16 protein-coding genes are annotated in these 17,268 nt (G+C 53.8%); 4 read left to right on the plus strand and 12 right to left on the minus strand.

Going from position 1 to position 17,268, the window contains the following annotated elements; all coding sequences use genetic code 11:
- Nucleotides 1–483: 483 nt before the first annotated feature.
- From BN348_RS08590 to BN348_RS08605, 4 genes are all read left to right on the plus strand, one after another.
- Nucleotides 484–1,161, plus strand: coding sequence for a response regulator transcription factor (locus BN348_RS08590; RefSeq protein ID WP_040197480.1), 678 nt, complete (start codon nt 484–486; stop codon nt 1,159–1,161).
- Nucleotides 1,151–2,590, plus strand: coding sequence for a sensor histidine kinase (locus BN348_RS08595; protein WP_156136469.1), 1,440 nt, complete (start codon nt 1,151–1,153; stop codon nt 2,588–2,590). The genes BN348_RS08590 and BN348_RS08595 overlap by 11 nt, the downstream gene beginning before the upstream one ends.
- Before the next feature lie 449 nt (nt 2,591–3,039).
- Nucleotides 3,040–4,539 carry an FtsX-like permease family protein gene (locus BN348_RS08600; protein WP_040197483.1) on the plus strand — a complete coding sequence of 500 codons (1,500 nt, stop codon included), beginning with the start codon at nt 3,040–3,042 and terminating at the stop codon, nt 4,537–4,539.
- Nucleotides 4,540–4,573: 34 nt separating this feature from the next.
- Complete coding sequence (locus tag BN348_RS08605; RefSeq protein ID WP_052446839.1) at nt 4,574–5,260, plus strand: ABC transporter ATP-binding protein; 687 nt, start codon at nt 4,574–4,576, stop codon at nt 5,258–5,260.
- Between the two features lie 718 nt (nt 5,261–5,978).
- Here BN348_RS08605 and BN348_RS08610 read toward each other — a convergent pair.
- The 12 genes from BN348_RS08610 to BN348_RS13240 all read right to left on the minus strand — a co-directional run bounded on the left by BN348_RS08610 (nt 5,979) and on the right by BN348_RS13240 (nt 17,210).
- The gene (locus BN348_RS08610) at nt 5,979–6,329 is read right to left on the minus strand and encodes a hypothetical protein (protein WP_040197484.1); all 351 of its coding nucleotides are present in this window, start codon (nt 6,327–6,329) and stop codon (nt 5,979–5,981) included.
- 39 nt (nt 6,330–6,368) lie between these two features.
- Entirely contained in the window at nt 6,369–6,665 is a 297-nt protein-coding gene (locus BN348_RS08615; protein ID WP_040197485.1) for a hypothetical protein, read from the minus strand.
- Nucleotides 6,666–6,768: 103 nt separating this feature from the next.
- Nucleotides 6,769–7,863: a M24 family metallopeptidase gene (locus BN348_RS08620; RefSeq protein ID WP_040197486.1), complete on the minus strand. Its 1,095-nt coding sequence runs from the start codon at nt 7,861–7,863 to the stop codon at nt 6,769–6,771.
- Between the two features lie 26 nt (nt 7,864–7,889).
- Nucleotides 7,890–8,324, minus strand: coding sequence for a type II 3-dehydroquinate dehydratase (gene aroQ, locus BN348_RS08625; RefSeq protein WP_040197488.1), 435 nt, complete (start codon nt 8,322–8,324; stop codon nt 7,890–7,892).
- A gap of 110 nt (nt 8,325–8,434) precedes the next feature.
- Nucleotides 8,435–9,319, minus strand: coding sequence for a TIM barrel protein (locus tag BN348_RS08630; protein WP_040197489.1), 885 nt, complete (start codon nt 9,317–9,319; stop codon nt 8,435–8,437).
- A gap of 1 nt (nt 9,320) precedes the next feature.
- Entirely contained in the window at nt 9,321–9,815 is a 495-nt protein-coding gene (locus BN348_RS08635) for a YqeG family HAD IIIA-type phosphatase (protein WP_040197491.1), read from the minus strand.
- 488 nt (nt 9,816–10,303) lie between these two features.
- Complete coding sequence (gene rpsU / locus BN348_RS13625; RefSeq protein ID WP_082020890.1) at nt 10,304–10,480, minus strand: 30S ribosomal protein S21; 177 nt, start codon at nt 10,478–10,480, stop codon at nt 10,304–10,306.
- A 144-nt stretch (nt 10,481–10,624) separates the two neighbouring features.
- Nucleotides 10,625–13,030, minus strand: a complete 2,406-nt coding sequence (gene leuS, locus BN348_RS08640; RefSeq protein ID WP_040197492.1) for a leucine--tRNA ligase — start codon at nt 13,028–13,030, stop codon at nt 10,625–10,627.
- A gap of 100 nt (nt 13,031–13,130) precedes the next feature.
- A complete protein-coding gene (gene rsfS, locus BN348_RS08645; RefSeq protein WP_040197493.1) occupies nt 13,131–13,502 on the minus strand; it encodes a ribosome silencing factor in 372 nt (123 codons plus the stop codon).
- Between the two features lie 121 nt (nt 13,503–13,623).
- Nucleotides 13,624–14,868, minus strand: coding sequence for an LCP family protein (locus BN348_RS08650; RefSeq protein WP_040197494.1), 1,245 nt, complete (start codon nt 14,866–14,868; stop codon nt 13,624–13,626).
- A 113-nt stretch (nt 14,869–14,981) separates the two neighbouring features.
- On the minus strand, nt 14,982–15,992 hold the full coding sequence (locus BN348_RS08655) for an LCP family protein (RefSeq protein WP_040197495.1): 1,011 nt from the start codon (nt 15,990–15,992) through the stop codon (nt 14,982–14,984).
- 60 nt (nt 15,993–16,052) lie between these two features.
- A complete protein-coding gene (locus BN348_RS13240) occupies nt 16,053–17,210 on the minus strand; it encodes a nicotinate-nucleotide adenylyltransferase (protein ID WP_052446840.1) in 1,158 nt (385 codons plus the stop codon).
- Nucleotides 17,211–17,268: the final 58 nt, after the last annotated feature.

Here is a 17,268-nt window from a genome sequence, read left to right on the forward strand (position 1 = left end):
CGCATTCTGCTGCGGCGCCGGCTGCTCCGGCTGCATGTTCTGCATCTGCGGGGTGCTGTTCGGCTGTGCGGACGGCTCGTTGTTCGGCTGCGGATAATTCTGCTGTTCAAACTTTTCGGACATCGTTGATTCCTCCATATAATCATTTATAGTTGTATGAGAACCGTTTGTTTCCGGTTTTGGGTCGATTTGATTCATGCGATTGTTGTTGTCTGTCATCGTTCGTGGCCCCTTTCGCTTTCGATGTCTCTATGATACCCATTCGTTGTGAAGATAAAATGATGATTTGGTCATGGGATCGGGAAATATTTCACGGTATTTTTCTTGGGTTGATCACATTGTGAACACAATTTAAAGATACAATCTCCATACGGAGCAATTGGGCTGATTTCTATGATAAAGGATAGCTTAAAAATGACAATGCATTTTCTGCTGTCCTTTATGATAGAAAACAACATTCAAAACTAGGGAGGGCTTTAGAAGATGTATAACATACTGGTTGTGGACGATGAGGATAAAATCCGGATGGTGATCCGGGAGTATGCGGAATTCGAGGGACACGAGGTGACCGAAGCCTGCGACGGCATGGAGGCGGTCGAAATCTGCCGCAAGCAGGATTTTGACGTGATCGTCATGGACATCATGATGCCGCGGCTCGACGGTTTTTCCGCCTGCAAGGAGATTCGAAAATTTAAGGACACACCGGTGCTGATGCTGTCCGCGCGCGGTGAGGAATATGACAAGCTGTTCGGCTTCGAGCTGGGCATCGACGACTATGTCGTCAAGCCGTTTTCCCCCAAGGAGCTGATGGCCCGCATCAATGTCATTGTGAAGCGGCACGCCGGCGCGCCGGCGGACAATGCGGCGAATGAACGCCTGAAATATGAAGGGCTGGAGATCGACACCTTGGGCCGCAGCGTATTCGTGGACGGTGAGAAGGTCGACCTGACGCCGCGCGAATACGACCTGCTGTATTTCCTTGCCACCAATAAAAACATCGCGTTCACCCGTGACAAGCTGCTCAACGAGGTGTGGGGCTTTGACTTCTTCGGAGACGACCGCACTGTGGATACCCACATCAAAATGCTGCGCAACAGCTTGGGCAAATACCGCAAATTCATCGTGACATTAAGAGGGGTCGGTTATAAATTTGAGATATAATCATAGAAGAGAGCACACTAGGCAGCGGTTTGACACCAAAAGCATCAAATTCAAGATGTGGGTGTATTTCGTCATCTTTGCCGCACTGATTCTGGCGATTCTGTGGGGGCTGCAGACCATCTTTCTGCAGTCCTACTATCAGGGCATGAAGACCCGGGAAATCTTTGACACGGCTGAGATGATCACAGAAAAATATGGTTCGGAGGATTTCGAGGACCGGCTCAGGCAGGCAGTCTATGAAAACGATATCTCCGGTCAGATCACATCGCTCGACGGCCAGGTCGTGCTGGTGGATTTCTATCTGAACGACAACGCGTGGGGCGGCGACCGGAATGCCGACATCTTCATCCAGACGCGTCCGATGCTTTTAAACTCTCCCAAGCAGACGATCTATTTCACGCTGTTTAACCGGGTGCTGAACAGCAAATCCCTGATCTATGGAACCGTGTTTACCGACCGGAACGGAGAAGAGCTGATCCTGTTTCTGAGCTCGCCGCTCGACCCGCTCGGTTCGACGATTACGATTCTCAAGGACCAGCTGTTCTATGTGACGATCATCATCCTGCTGCTGGCGTTCATCCTGTCCTTCTTCATCTCGCACCGTCTGGCGAAGCCGATCCGCAACATCACAAAATCGGCCAAGCGGCTCGCTTCAGGCGATTACGACGTGATGTTCTCCAACGGGCATTACAGCGAAATTGACCAGCTGGCCAATACGCTGAACTATGCGACCCGCGAGCTCTCCAAGGTGGATGAGCTGCGCCGCGATCTGATCGCCAACGTCTCGCACGACCTGCGCACGCCGTTGACGATGGTCAAAGCCTATGCGGAGATGATCCGGGATATTTCCGGCGACGATCCTGAACGGCGGGAAGCGCACCTCAAAACGATCATCGACGAAACCGACCGGCTGAGCCTGCTGGTCAACGACATCCTGGACCTGTCCAAGCTGCAGTCCGGAACGACGCAGTTGGAAGTGCAGCCGTTCAATCTCTCCGAAACGCTGCATGAGATTCTGACCCGGTACGATATCGTCAGCGAGCGCGACGGCTACCAGTTCTCCGAATCGATCGACGACGACATCTTTGTCGACGCCGACCGGCACCGGATTGAACAGGTCATCTACAATTTGATCAACAACGCCATCAACTACACCGGAGACGACAAGAAAATCGCGATCCGGTTACATGAAAAGGACCATTCCGTCCGATTTGAGGTATCGGATACCGGCAAGGGCATCCCGCCTGAAAAGCTGGAGACCATCTGGGAACGGTATTACAAGGCAAACGAGACGCACAAACGGCCGGTGGTGGGCACAGGTCTCGGCCTGTCCATTGTCAAGGGCATTCTGGACGCGCATCAGGCGCAGTACGGTGTGGACAGTGAAGTGAACGCGGGCAGTACGTTCTGGTTTGAGCTGAAACTGTGAGATATACGCAGGACTCCGATGAACCCTGCGTTCACGAGACGGCGACTTTTCCAAGGGTCTGGAACCGCGTACACTCACAAGATGAAATATCCCATGCTGTGTGCCGCCGATTCGGCTTCATACTGGAGCGCGCGGCCTGGCCTGCATTCTGGATGTTCAGGAAAACGGGGATCAGCCATATCTCTATGCTGATCTCCGTCCCTTCCTTTATCCATTTGTATCCGCAAATTCACTTCTTTGCAAAGCAAGCTGTATGGACGGCGGAAATATGCGAGAATTGGCTTTGCCGATGTTTTACCTCGATGGCGCACGCGGATGCGTGTATCTGTGAACCGGTCTGTTCTATCCCTTTTCTCTATTTTTCATGGAAAAATCCGATTTTTATCATAGAATGATCACAATAGTTTGTTAAACTATTTTTAACATAGTACTAACAGGAGATTCAAATTATGGTTATGATAAAAAATGCCTTCAAAAACGTCTTCCGTTTCAAGGGCAGAAATATTTTAATTGGACTGATTGCAGCCTCCATTACGGTCACCTGTTGTATTGCGCTTTCAATCAAAAATACGGCGGACAGCATTGTGCAACAATTCAAGGAAACAAACGATTTTACGGCGGCCATTGCCTTAAATAAACAGAAGCTTTTGGAGGACGCCCAGAAAAACGGAGAGCGGGAGACCGACCTGTATACCCGCATCAAACGCCTGACGTCCCAGGACATCGAACAGTACGGCAGCAGTGAATATGTGCGGAGCTACAGCTACTCTTTGACGGTCGATCTTGGCAGCTATGTTCTGCAGCCGGTTTCGAACGCAGAAAGGCTGCGCGAACAGATGGCGGAAACCGGCGATTCTCTGGTTGCAATGGGTAATCAGAATATTTATAACGTGACCGGATACAACGATCTGGCAAAGCTGCCGGAGTTTCAAAATGGCAGCTGGCAGCTGCTGAAAGGGGAATTTCCAGCCTCCAACGACATTGTGCTCAAATGCATTGTCTCCGAGAAGCTCGCCAACGCCAATCAGGCTGAAATCGGCAGTACGATTGTCTTTGTCAATCCCTATAACACCGACGAGCAGTTTACCTTCATCGTCAGCGGCATCTATACAGACAGCGCACAGATCAGCAACAACGATCTGGTGGTCGGCGGTACCGCAGATTTCAGCGATCGGATCCTCGTGAACTATCGATCGCTGAAAGAGCTTGTAAATTCTTCCCAAAACAACCCGGATAATGTACAGAGCCACACAGGACAGACCATCAGCACGCGTCTGAGCGGCCGTCTTTCTTCCCGCTTTATCCTTTACAGCGCGCAGGATCTGGAAGCCTTCGAACAGCAGCTGCACGACAAAGGCCTGGACGCTTATTACACGCTCCAAACCAATGCCGATGAACTGCAGCAGAGTTATAAACCGCTGTACAGCCTGCGTCATTATGCCATCACCTTTCTGGGAATCATTTTGCTGGGCGGACTCGTCATTCTGATAATTCTCAACATCCTGCACGTGCGGGAGCGGAAATATGAAATCGGCATCCTGCGTGCCATCGGCATGAAGAAAACGCAGATCTGCCTGCAGTTTTTAATGGAACTGCTTCTGGTATCGATTCTGTCGATCCTGGTCGGTTTTGGAATCGGCGTAACGCTGTCCGGGCCAATCTCCAATACGCTCTTGGAAAATGAAATGACTGCACAGCAGTCCGATCCCGGTCTTGCGGATGCGCAGTCGTCAGACTATTCCTTCGTGATCAACAATGAGCAGAGCGCCGACTATCTGGACGGGGAACAGAGCATCAGCCAGATCTACCATATTGATACGCAGGTGGACTTCTGGTTCTTTCTGCAGATCGCTTCCATCGGGCTTCTGATGGTGCTGCTCAGCAGCCTTTTCTCCATCCTGTTGATTTCACGGTATGAGCCGCTGAAAATTCTGAATAACCGGCTGTAATGCCTTTGGAGGAAAGCCGGATGAGGTGTTGTATATGAGCATTTTATCCATTAAACATCTGTATTTTTCCTACGACGATGGGAACACCGCCGTATTAAAGGATATCAACTATGAATTTGAAAAGGGCAAAATGTACGCGATTTCCGGAAAATCCGGCGTTGGTAAAACGACGCTGCTCTCGCTGATCTGCGGACTGGATGTCCCAAACGACGGACAGATCCTGTTTGAGGGGAAGGACATCAGCAAAATTGACCGCGAACGCTACCGAAGCCATGATATCGGCGTGGTGTTTCAGAATTTTAACCTGCTCAACCATCTGACCGCCATGGAAAACATCCTGCTTTCCATGAACATCAACGGCATGAAGCCTTCGAATCCAAAAGCGCACGTGCTGCGCATCTTTCAGGCGGTCGGGCTGGATGAAAGCAAAGCGAACCGGCCGATTCCAAAGTTGTCCGGCGGCGAACAGCAGCGTGTCGCGATCGCACGTGCGCTCTGTTATGATCCGCAGATCATTCTGGCCGATGAACCGACCGGCAACCTCGACAATGAAACCGAGCAGAGCATCGCGTCGCTGCTCAAGCGGCTTGCATCGGAACAGCGCAAATGCGTGATTGTGGCAACCCATTCCACGCACATCGCCCAGAGCGCGGATATTCTGTACTCCCTTGACCCGCCGCAGGACCGGCAGGTCAACGACAACGCAACACCGCTGCACTGATGACAGGCATATAACTGCGCGCCAGAACGCATATGTGGCAATCCACTCTGTGACGGGCTTCAACTTCTCCTACGAAATCCATCGCAGCTCGCAATATATAATCTCATTTCTTCATCTTTCTTAGTGAAAACGCCCCTGCCGGAGGAATCCGGCAGGGGCGTTTTCCTGTTGCATAAAGCTTCCTCATAAAGTTTTCGATACTCATATAAAACGATCCGATTTGGACTTCAAGAACGTAAAGATCCATGAAAAAGCGGCCAATCCTGACCTAAGCCTTTTGATGTCCTGTAACCTGACTGAAAATATTTCAGCCTGGGCATTTTCACGTTTATGCGGCTGAATGTTATGATCAAAAGCTATATAAAATTGAGAACCGCATGCCGCCCTGCCCGTTCCAGCCTTTCATAGAAACATCGTCAAAACAACCAGTTGAACGGGTGGTATGCACCAGCCCTGGAAGGGCATCCTACCGGCTGGACTCTTCAGAGGCACTGAATAACCGGCAGTTGCATCACACGCACTGCAGCTGCTCAAGCAGTTATATCTTATAGCTTCTCACTTTGTGCGAAATGATCGTTGTCATTCGCTTCTCTCTATCCTGTTAGCTTAAGCTTTTTATTCTCTCCGCAGAATCGGTGGTTTTGTTACGCAAAAGCTGCAAAAAAGCCGCCTGTAAAAATTTTCAGGCGGCTTCTATCTTTCATTCAAATCTGCAGGTTCAACCGGCAAACACATGGAACAGCAGCACGCAGGACAGGATGGTTGAAAAGCCCGCGCACATGCTTAAATATGCACCCTTGTTCTTGTTTTTCCTGATATTCCCGGAAATCCATCCGAGCAGCAGACAGGTCGCCACCAGCCCGATGACGTCGATTGGTACGATCACCTTCCAAGGTTCCGCATTCCAGACACGTCCCAGCAGCACCGACGCGCCGGTCGCCAGCAGATGAAACAGCGGCACCATGCCCAGCGGCAGCACAAAGATGGCCGACTTCAGCTTTTTGGAGCGAAGAAAGACAATTTCAATGGCAATCAAGATCAGCAGAATGGCACTGCATTCCGGCAGCATGGCGGCAGCCTCCCCTCTTCAATTTCAGGTAACCGGCGCTTATTGTCCCGCCGATTCGTTCATTTGGCTCTGCGGCGCGGATTCCTCAGAAGATGCTTCCCCGTTATCCGAGGCTCCCTGTGCGCTGCCTGTCCCGGACACATCGTCCCCGGAGTATCCGGCCCAGTCAAACGATGAGGATTCCTCGCTGCCGGCATCCTGCGAGGACTGCCAGAGCAGCGCGGCGCTGAGCGCGATGACCAGCGCTACGCACAGCATAATAAAAAACGGAAGCAGGTTTTTGCCCTTCTTTCTGGTGAACCCGCTGTTCTGACGCATAACATTCCTGTTCTTCATACACACGTTCCTTTTCTGATCGATCTATCAAAGACCCCTATGGATCATTTTTGCAGTTTTATAACTCTATTATACTATAATCGGTTCGATTTTTTTGTCCATTTTATGTCCAGAACGAATTCTTTTTTAGAACGCGCAGGTTTTTCGGGCTGTGCGTCAGATTCCTGACGCCGTCCTTCGTCAGATATACCATATCCTCAATCCGCACGCCGAATTTACCTTCCAGATAGATGCCCGGCTCGACGGTCATGATCATGCCCGCCTGCGTGATAGTCGCGCAGCGCGGCCCGAAGCTCGGCGATTCGTGAATCTCGATGCCGACGCTGTGGCCAAGGCTGTGCCCGAAGCAGCCGCGGTAGCCCGCCTTGTCGATGATGTCGCGTGCAACCTTATCGATCGCGCGGCATTCCTTTCCGGGGGCGATGATTTCCAGCGCCGCAAGCTGCGCGCGCAGCACCGTGTCATATACGCTTTGCTGCTCATCGCTCACACAGCCGAGCGCAACCGTGCGGGTCATGTCGCTGCGGTAGCCATCCACCACGCCGCCAAAATCCATCACGATGAAGTCGCCGTCCCGCACCGGCTTTTCCCCCGGCACACCGTGCGGCAGGGAGGAATTGCTCCCGGAACAGACGATGAACTCGAAGGACACGCCTTCAGAGCCCTTTCTGCGCATGTAGAACTCCAGCTCCAGCGCGATCTCCCGTTCGGTCCTGCCGGGGCGGATGAAGTCGCAGATGTAGTCATAGCCGTCGTCGGTCAGTCTCTGCGCCTGTTCGATCAGCGCAAGCTCCCGTTCATCCTTGATCATGCGCTGACGGATGATCGTGTCGTTGAAACCGGCGTCCACGGTGATGTCGACATCCGCATCCAGCATATCGAGATACTTCTGCAGCGCGGAAAGAGTCATGTAATCGGTCTCAATCGCGATGTTTTTAACCTTATGCCTTTTGATCAGCTCGGACAGCTGCTTACCGGTCTGCTCCAGCAAAATCACTTCACAGCCCCGCACCTTCCGCCGCGCGGCTTCGATATAGCGGAAATCGATCAGCAGATAGGACTTCTGCCTGGTCACAAACAGCAGCCCGTCGCTGGACTGCAGCGAGGTGTAGTACAGCCGGTTGACATCCGATGTGATGATACCCGCATCCACCCCGGCGGGCAGGTGCTCCATCAGGTATTCGAGTTTCTTCTGCATCAATAAGTCCCCTTTCGAACCGGCTTTCAGATCAGCTCCTTGACGGCATACAGCGCCAGCATATAGCTGAACTTTCCAAAGCCGGCGATGTGGCCGGCGCAGACCGGCGCAATGACCGAACGCTGCCGGAATTCATCCCGGTTGTAGATGTTGGACAGGTGTACCTCGACGCATGGGATTTTGATGGCGGCAATCGCGTCGCGGATCGCATAGCTGTAATGGGTATAGGCGCCCGCGTTGATCACAATCCCGTCGTATTCTGTCTTCGCCGCATGCAGCATATCGATGATCTCGCCCTCATGATTGGACTGCATGACCTTGCAGTTCATCGAAAGGCTCTGCGCATGCAGGATGATCTGCTTGTTGATGTCCTCAATCGATTCCTCTCCATAGATACCGGTTTCCCTGCTTCCAATCAGGTTGATATTGGGTCCGTGAATGACCAGTACGTTCTTTGCCATATAATTCCCCGCCTTTTCTATCGTCTTTATGATAATATCCCGCCAAATCCGGAATATTTATTTCGATGTATGAATCTGCCGCTTCCAATACTGTTCAGAAAAACGCGGCCTCAACGGCCCGCAGATTCATCCTCCATCCGGGCTTTCGCTTCTTCGTACATCCGTTTCATCCGCAAAGCGTCCTCTGCCTGGGTGCCCGCCGATTCACAGATGATCACCGGCGAGCAGTTTTTCCGCGCGAACAGCTCCGCCGCCGGTTCAAACGACGGGCCGTATTCGGTGTCTTCAAAGGTCAGATGCGCCTTCTCGCCGCCCTTTTCGGTGTAAGCGATCTTGGAGAAATGCACGTGCATGCGGCGCATCCTGTCATTCCCCAGCCGGTCCTCAATCTCGTCGAACACCGCTTTGAAATCCTCCGGCGTTTTCAGCCCGCCGAAAGTGCGCGCGTTCAGATGCCCGAAATCGACGCACGGGATCAGCCTCTCATCGAGCCGGCACAGTGCGAGCACCTCGGACAATGTGCCGAGCTGGTTCGTCTTCCCCATCGTTTCCGGACAGAGATGCACCCCGCCAAGACCTTCTTCATCCATTTTTACCAGCGCGCGTTTCAAAGTCGCCTTGGCAAGCTCTAAGGCTTCCTCCCGGCTGCGCTTGGCGCAGGAGCCGGAATGCACCACGACGCGCTTTGCTCCCATCTGCCCCGCCGCCCGCGCGCTCTGCAGGATGTAGTTGACGCTGTTCTCCCGCTTCTCCTCCTCCAGGCTGGACAGCGAGATGTAATACGGCGCATGCACCGACAGCACAATGCCCTTCTCCCTTGCCGCCGCGCCGAATTCCTCAGCGGCGTCTTTTTTGATTCGGACGCCCCGGCCGCACTGGTATTCATAGGCGTCCAGCCCCATCTTCGCGATGAATTCCGGCGCCTGGATGGTCTTTTTATAGCCCGCGTCATAGAAGCTCTGGGCGTTTCCCGCGGTTCCAAAACGTATCGTCATCTTATTCCTGAATCTCCTTGTAATTTCTCATCATCCGCCGCTCAATTCCCCGCTTGATACGAAAAAAACGGCCCGTTTCCAGCTCGAACGGCGTGACCAGGATGGTCTTCATCCCCATGCGGTTCCCGCCCAAAATATCGGTAAACAGCTGGTCTCCGACCACGCCGGTTTCCTGCGGGCGCACGCCCATCTGTTCACAGGCGAGCCGCAGACCGCTTCTGAGCGGCTTCTTACCGCCCGCGATGAAGCCGAGTCCCAGCGCATCCGCAAACGGCTTGACGCGGTGGTGGGAATTGTTCGAAACGATGACCATCGGCACATCCTGCTTCCTCATCCGCTCGATCCACTGCGTCACGCCTTCGGCCGGAACCGGATTGCCATGGGTGGTCAGCGTGTTGTCGATGTCCAGAATCAGCGCCCGGATGCCCAGCTTCTCCATCAGCTTCCGGTCAATTTCATAGATTTTGTCGAGCCTGCAATCGGGAGTACACCGCATACCGTCCTCACATTCTTCTGTATCGTATTTCGCTTGTATCGTTCAACCGCACATTCCATCTGAAAAATCCGCTCGGTTGTGTCTTCCATAAGGCTGTGTATCGCACCACAGCCGCAAATTAAGACTGGCCGGCATACCGCAGCAAAGCGGCGCAAACCGGTTTCGCCGGTTTTACTGCAGTGCGACATCCGCGCCGCCGCGTTTCGTGCACCCATCCCGTCAGAGAAGGGTTTCAAACGCAAAAGTTATTTGTTATGCATATTATACCATGAAATCCCGGTCACCGGTTCGATAAGAATCAAATTTACTATAAAATTTTTATGATTCCTCATTCAGCTTCCGCTAAAAGCGCTGTCTTGATCCATCATGTATATCAATATAAAAAAATACCGCCCGTAATCACTTACGAGCGGTGTTTTTTGGTAAAAGGAAAAATGCTGTAGATCAATGATCTTTATTATTCCTTTTATGAAGCGGCAAACGGCAAATTATTTGAATTTGCGTTTGCGGGCCGCTTCAGATTTCTTTTTGCGCTTTACAGAAGGTTTTTCATAATGCTCTCTTTTTCTAACTTCTTGAAGGACACCTGCACGCTGGCATTGTCTTTTAAATCTTCTAAGTGCACTGTCAAGAGACTCATTATCCTTAATGCGGATTTCTGACATTAATTTTCCCTCCCTCCGCCACGCGGCTGGAGTATTAAACAAAGTATAACATAGGATATTATACAATACCCATGTATAATATGTCAAGTAGTTTAGCCATTGTGCTGGAAAAAATTTTGATGAATTCTTCTCGGCGGATGGAAACTACTTAGCAACAATATTCACAAGCTTGCCGGGGACGCAGATTTCCTTGAGGATCTGTTTGCCTTCCAGCGCCGCCTGTACGGACGGCTCTTCCTTGGCAAGCTGGAGAGCCTGCTCCTTGGCGGCGTCCGCCGGGACCAGGATGCGCGCCTTGATCTTTCCGCAGATCTGCACGGCGATCTCCACGGTGTCGTCCTTGCATTTCTCCTCGTCAAAGCCCGGCCATTTCTGCGCCGCGATCTGTCCGCCGAAGCCGCAGAGCTGCCAAAGCTCCTCAGTCATATGCGGGGCAAACGGGTTCACCAGCGTCAGCAGCGTCCTGTACTCGGCATGGTTGACGTTTCCCACGGCCGCGATATCGTTGATGAGCGCCATCATAGCCGCAATCGCCGTGTTGAACTTCATGCTCTCGATGTCCTCGGTGACCTTCTTGATGGTCTTGTGGAATGCGGATTCCAACTGAGGACGATAGCTGTCGCCGCCGATCAGATGATCCTGCAGCTTCCAGATCCTGTCCAGGAAGCGGCTACACCCCTTGATCGAGGAGGAGCTCCACGGTGCGGATTTTTCAAAATCGCCGATGAACATCTCATACAGCCGCAGCGTATCCGCGCCGTATTCCGCGATGATTTCATCCGGATTTACGACGTTGCCGCGGGACTTGCTCATCTTCTCGCCGTTTTCGCCCAGTATCATGCCGTGGCTGGTGCGCTTGGCATATGGCTCGGGCGTGGATACGACGCCGATATCATACAGGAATTTGTGCCAGAAGCGGGAATACAGCAGATGCAGCGTGGTGTGCTCCATGCCGCCGTTGTACCAGTCGACCGGCAGCCAGTAATCGAGCGCTTCCTTTGACGCCAGCGCGTCGGCGTTGTTCGGGTCGCAGTAGCGCATAAAGTACCACGAGGAACCGGCCCACTGCGGCATGGTGTCGGTTTCGCGCTTCGCATCAGCGCCGCATTTCGGGCAGGGCACGTTGACCCAGGCATCCATCTTGGCAAGCGGCGATTCGCCGGTATCGGTCGGCTCGTACGATTCCACCTCGGGCAGCAGCAGCGGCAGCTCGCTTTCATCGACCGGCACATAGCCGCAGTGCGGGCAATTGATGATCGGGATCGGCTCGCCCCAGTACCGCTGGCGGGAGAAGACCCAGTCGCGCAGCTTGTAGTTGACCTTCGGATAGCCCTTGCCGTTTTCACTGAGCCATTCGGTGATCTTGGCTTTTGCGTCCTCGACGGACAGGCCGTCCAGGAACTGCGAATTGACCATGACGCCGGTATCGCAGTCGGTGAAGGCTTCCTCTTCGACGTTTCCGCCCTTCACAACCTCGATGATCGGCAGGCCGAACTTTTTGGCAAATTCCCAGTCGCGCGTGTCGTGCGCCGGCACCGCCATGATCGCGCCGGTGCCGTAGGTCATCATGACATAATCGGACAGGAAGATCGGGATTTCGTTTCCGTTGGCCGGGTTGACGGCGTTCACGCCCTCGAGCCGCACGCCGGTCTTGTCCTTGACGACCTCGGTGCGCTCAAAATCGCTCTTCCTTGCCGCCTCGGCCTGATAAGCCCTGACGGCATCCATGTTCTGTATCGAATCCGCCCATGAATCGATCAGCGGATGCTCCGGCGAGATGACCATGTAGGTCGCGCCGAAGATCGTATCGGGACGGGTGGTGTAAACCTTCAGGATATCGCCCTTGGTGGTGCCAAAATCGACCTCGGCGCCGGTCGAGCGTCCAATCCAGTTCTTCTGGGACGTCTTGACGCGGTCTATGTAGTTGACCTGTTCCAGATCATCGATCAGCCGCTGCGCATACTCGGTGATTTTGAGCATCCACTGGCTTTTGGTCTTCTGCACGACGTCGGCGCCGCAGCGCTCGCATACGCCGTTTACGACCTCCTCGTTCGCGAGAACCACCTTGCAGGAGGTGCACCAGTTGACCGCCATCTCTTTTTTATAGGCAAGCCCCTTTTTGAACAGCTGCAAGAAGATCCACTGCGTCCATCTGTAATAGTCCGGATCGGTTGTGTTGATCTCGCGGTCCCAGTCAAACGAAAGGCCCAGCGACTGCAGCTGTTTTTTAAACCTTGCGACATTCTGTTTGGTCACGATTTCCGGATGGATATGGTTCTTGATCGCAAAATTCTCGGTCGGAAGGCCGAACGCGTCCCATCCCATCGGATACAGGACGTTGTAGCCCTGCATGCGTTTCTTGCGGGCGACGATATCCAGCGCCGTGTAGGAACGCGGATGCCCCACGTGCAGCCCCTGTCCGGACGGATAGGGGAACTCCACCAGCGCATAGAACTTCGGCAGGGAGTAGTCGTTTTTGGCCGCAAAGGTGTTCTCCTTCTCCCAGATCGCCTGCCATTTTTTCTCTACTTCAGCAAAATTGTATTTCAATCTGCCACACACCTCTTTAGTTGTTTTTACACCTCAATCAGATGTTTATGCATAAGACCGCGTCCCCTTGAGCCGTAAGCCGCCGGGGGCGCGGAAATCATCAGTTTTGTTCGTTGTGCTTTTTGAGCAGCTCGTCCAGGTCCAGCTGTTTGCCGTCCGCCCAGAGGCGTTCGAGCTGGTAGAAATCCCTGGTTTCGGTGAAGAATATGTGCACGATCACTTCATAGTAGTCCAGCAGAATCCAGGTCGCGGTCTGGTAACCCTCCACACGCTTCGGCTCGATGCCGAGCGCCGCAAGCTGGTCCTCCACCTCGTCGGCCAGCGCTTTGACCTGCGTCGAGCTGGTGCCGGAGCATACGACGAAGTAATCCGACAGGATGCTCAAATCCTGGATATCGATGGTCTTGATGTCGACCGCCTTCTTACTGTCCAGAACGCTCACAATTTTCCTGGTCATCTCTAACGATGTCAATGGATCTCCTCCTTCCTGTATATGGGTTGATTCTATCATAAACGGTTTTGTTCCAAAAATCAAGTGCAGATTCACGGTTTGTGAAGCTGCGGCTCTGCTTTTACGTGCAAGCCATCCTATGCTATGCGGCGGCTTCGCCGTTGGCCGGTTCCTCCGACGTCACGGCACTTGCATCCGGCTCGCTGGGCGCCTGACTGGGCTCGCTGGGCGCCTGGCTCGGTGTTGTTTCCTCAGGCTCGCTCGGCGTCTGCGCAGGCGGCTGGGTTCTGGACGGCTCCTCGGGAGCCGGCGTGTAGCCCTGCTGTCCGCCTGAGCTGCGTGACGGCGTGTCGTCCGGGGTACCGTCGTCACCATCGTCTCCATAATCGCCGTACCCGCCGTAGGAGCTGTAGGCAACCGGAATATCCAGCGCATCCGCTTCCACCTTTGCGGAATACGGACGGAAGTATTCGTTGAGCATCTCGGCCGTCGCATCGGCATCGATCTGGAAGATCGAAAGGCCGTTGTGCGACGCGCCGTTTCCGGGCGCCGTCATCATCTGGACCTTTGTCAGATCGACGCCGAACGCCGCGTTGGCAATCGAGATGATCTCTCCGATTGTCATATCGGTTGTGATGTATTCGTAATCATCCGCCAGCAGCGCGGCCAGCTGGATTTTGCCCATATCCTTGCATTTCTTCATCAGCGCCTGCATAAACAGGTTCTGCGCGTCGATGCGTCCGAGGTCGGCGTTGGCGTAGCCCGCGCGGTAGCGTACAAACCATTCGGCCTTCTCGCCGTCCAGATGCTGCGGGCCTTCCGGGATAATCTGTCCCTTCATCTCATCGTAATAGATGGTCTGCGGAACCTCGATGTCGATGCCGCCCATCGAGTCGATGACATTGCGGAATCCCTCGAGCGTGATGGTCACATAGTGGTCAACCGGCAGCGCAAACATCTCGTTGATCTTCTTGATCAGCCCGTTGATGTTGCTCATGCCGTCCGGCGGGTAGTTGTACACCGCGTTCATCTTTCCGGACGGGATGTCGTCGCCGACAAACGTGTCGCGCGGGATACGGAACACGTTCGCAGAATTCTTTTCGAGGTCGACCGAGATATACATCAGCACATCGGTCAGCCCGACGCTGTTGTCACGGCCCGCAACCAGCAGGTTGATGATCTTGCCCTGATATTCATCCGGCGTTTTAAAGGTGCTCTCTATCGGGGCGATCTCGCCCTTGTCGTTCATCTCCTGACGCGGCCGCAGGTTCAGTATGCCGACTGCGGACAGGCAGAACGCGCACATCAGTACGACCATGCCGATGGAGATGATGATCACTTTCTTTTTCTTGGACATCGGCAGCTTGATTTTATCTTCACTGGACAAATTGTTTAACCCCCTGCACACTTTCACAGCAGAAATCTGAAAGCTGGTTCAAACCCCTGCGTCTCTTCCCAAATCTCTTATCGTATCTCTCTCTGTTGTTTTATATAAAACGCTTATTCACCGTAGCCATTATCACTGTAGTAGTTTCCGGGGATCTGCGCGATATTCAGCTCGTCCGCCGGAACCGGGTCGGAATACGGGCGGAAGCTCTTGTTCAGGATCTCCGCGGTTTCCTCCGGAAACAGCTCGTAGACCGCGACGCCCTCATGCATATCGCCGGCGCCGGGGAGCGTCACCGACTCCATCTCATCGACATCGATGCCGAACAGATCGCCGGCATAGCCGATCATCTCGCCGACCGACATATCGGTGGTAAAGCCCATCTCATCCGACAAGCCCGACAGAAGCGAAACCAGCTTCATGCGGCCCAGGTCCTTGACCTTTTTCAAGAACGCCTCGATAAACAGGTTCTGCGCGTCGATGCGGCCGAGGTCGGCGTTTGCGTAGCCGGCGCGGTAGCGCACAAACCATTCGGCCTTTTCGCCGTCCAGCTGCTGCAGGCCCGCCGGGATCACCATGCCCTGGTACTCATCGTAGTAGATGGTCTGCGGGACGTCCACCTCGACGCCGCCGATGGAATCCACGATGCTGCGGAAGCCCTCGAGCGTGATGGTCGCGTAATGGTCAACCGGCAGATCGAACATCTCGTTGACCCGTTCAATCAGGTAGCCGATCTTTGTCTTCCCTTCGGGCGCATGGCCGTAGACCGCGTTGATCTTGCCGGTCGGGATGTCGTCCCCGACAAAGGTGTCGCGCGGGATTCTGAGCATTGACGCCTTCTTCTCCTGACGGTCATAGCTCAGGTAGATGATGACATCGGTCAGGTTTTCACTGTTGTCCACGCCGATGCACAGGAAGTTCACAACCTTCTCCTGGTGCTCGGCCGGCGTCTGGATGCTCGAGGTGATCGGCGGCTCCCCGCCCTGCTCCTGACTCGGGCGGTAGTTGAGCGCCGCCACGATTATGATAAAGATCAGACAGATGAAGATGACGACCGCGGATACGATGCGCAGCACCTTACTCCGTCTGCTCAGAGGTTTCTTATTGATTTTTTGATTTGCCAAAGGTTTCTGCCTCCTGTCAAAATAAGTTGACCCAACTTTTAAAAAGAACCATCGGTAACGTTAGCCGGCGCAGTACTGCTGATATGCTTCCCTGGTGTCGCCGACAATGGCGCGTTGTTTTTTGTTGAGATCCGATACGCTGTATAAAAGCGCCTCCCGCATCCCCTCTTCCAGCGATGCAAAGGCGATTTCGCGCATCCGCTTGACGTCCTTATAGTCCCGGTCCTCCGATACCAGATCGGCCAGATAGATGATCTTCTCCAAGCGGGACATATTTGCACGGGCAGACGTGTGATACCTTACGGCATGGATGATATCTTCGTCCGAAATCTCCAGCACATGCTTTACATAGAGGCTTCCCGCCAGGGAATGCCAGAGCTGCGGGATTTCAGACACCATGTCTGTCATTATACCAAACTTCTTCATGATTTGCAACTGCACGTCGCCTTTTGTATCCTTCATGATGTCGTGCAGCAGCCCGGCTCTCAGCGCCTTTCCGACGTCCTCGCGGTAGTGGCGCGCAAGCCGCACGGCCATCCCGGCAACCTTGCAGGAATGGTAGTAGCGGTAGGGCGTCAGCTTCTTCTGCAGAAGCTCCTTGTAGGCGTCCACCGTCAGGTTGTAAAGCCCGGTCTCCTCGATGTAATGCTGCACCGCTTCGGGCAGTACACCCCCGCCAAGCGGCATCCCTACCTTCAAGTGTTCGCGGATATGGGTGGAGGAGAGCGGCACGACCTGCATGTCCATCAGATAGACCTTTTCCCGCTTCGCGCCCAGGTTCTGGCGGTAGTTCCGCAGCTGGAACATCTGTTCCCTGCTGCGCGGCGCCGTGCACAGGAAGGACATCTTCAAAATATCCTCAAACCGGTGCCAGGTGTGAAAGGTCAGGAACATATCGCTGCCGATAATCAGATAGAACTGCGCGTCCTCATATTCCTTCTTCAGCGCCTTGAGCGTGTCATAGGTGTAGCTTTTCCCCTTCCGCTTGATTTCGATGTCGCTGACCTCGAACAGCGGATGGTCCTCTGCAGCCAGGGAGCACATATGCAGCCGGTCCTCGCCCGACACAAGCCCCACCGCCTTTTTATGCGGCGGGATGTTCGCCGGGATCAGAAGCACCTTGTCAAGTCCGAACTGCTCGGCGGCCTTCTCGGCCAGATGGATGTGCCCGCTGTGAATCGGGTTGAAACTTCCCCCGAACACACCGATTTTCTGCATCAAACTCCCCCCTGCTTTTCATTCTGTCAGTCTCTCCGGTTCCCGTATTGTCGTTGTC

Origin of the sequence: Candidatus Soleaferrea massiliensis AP7 (genome assembly GCF_000820765.1) — a bacterium.
GTDB lineage: Bacteria > Bacillota > Clostridia > Oscillospirales > Ruminococcaceae > Soleaferrea > Soleaferrea massiliensis.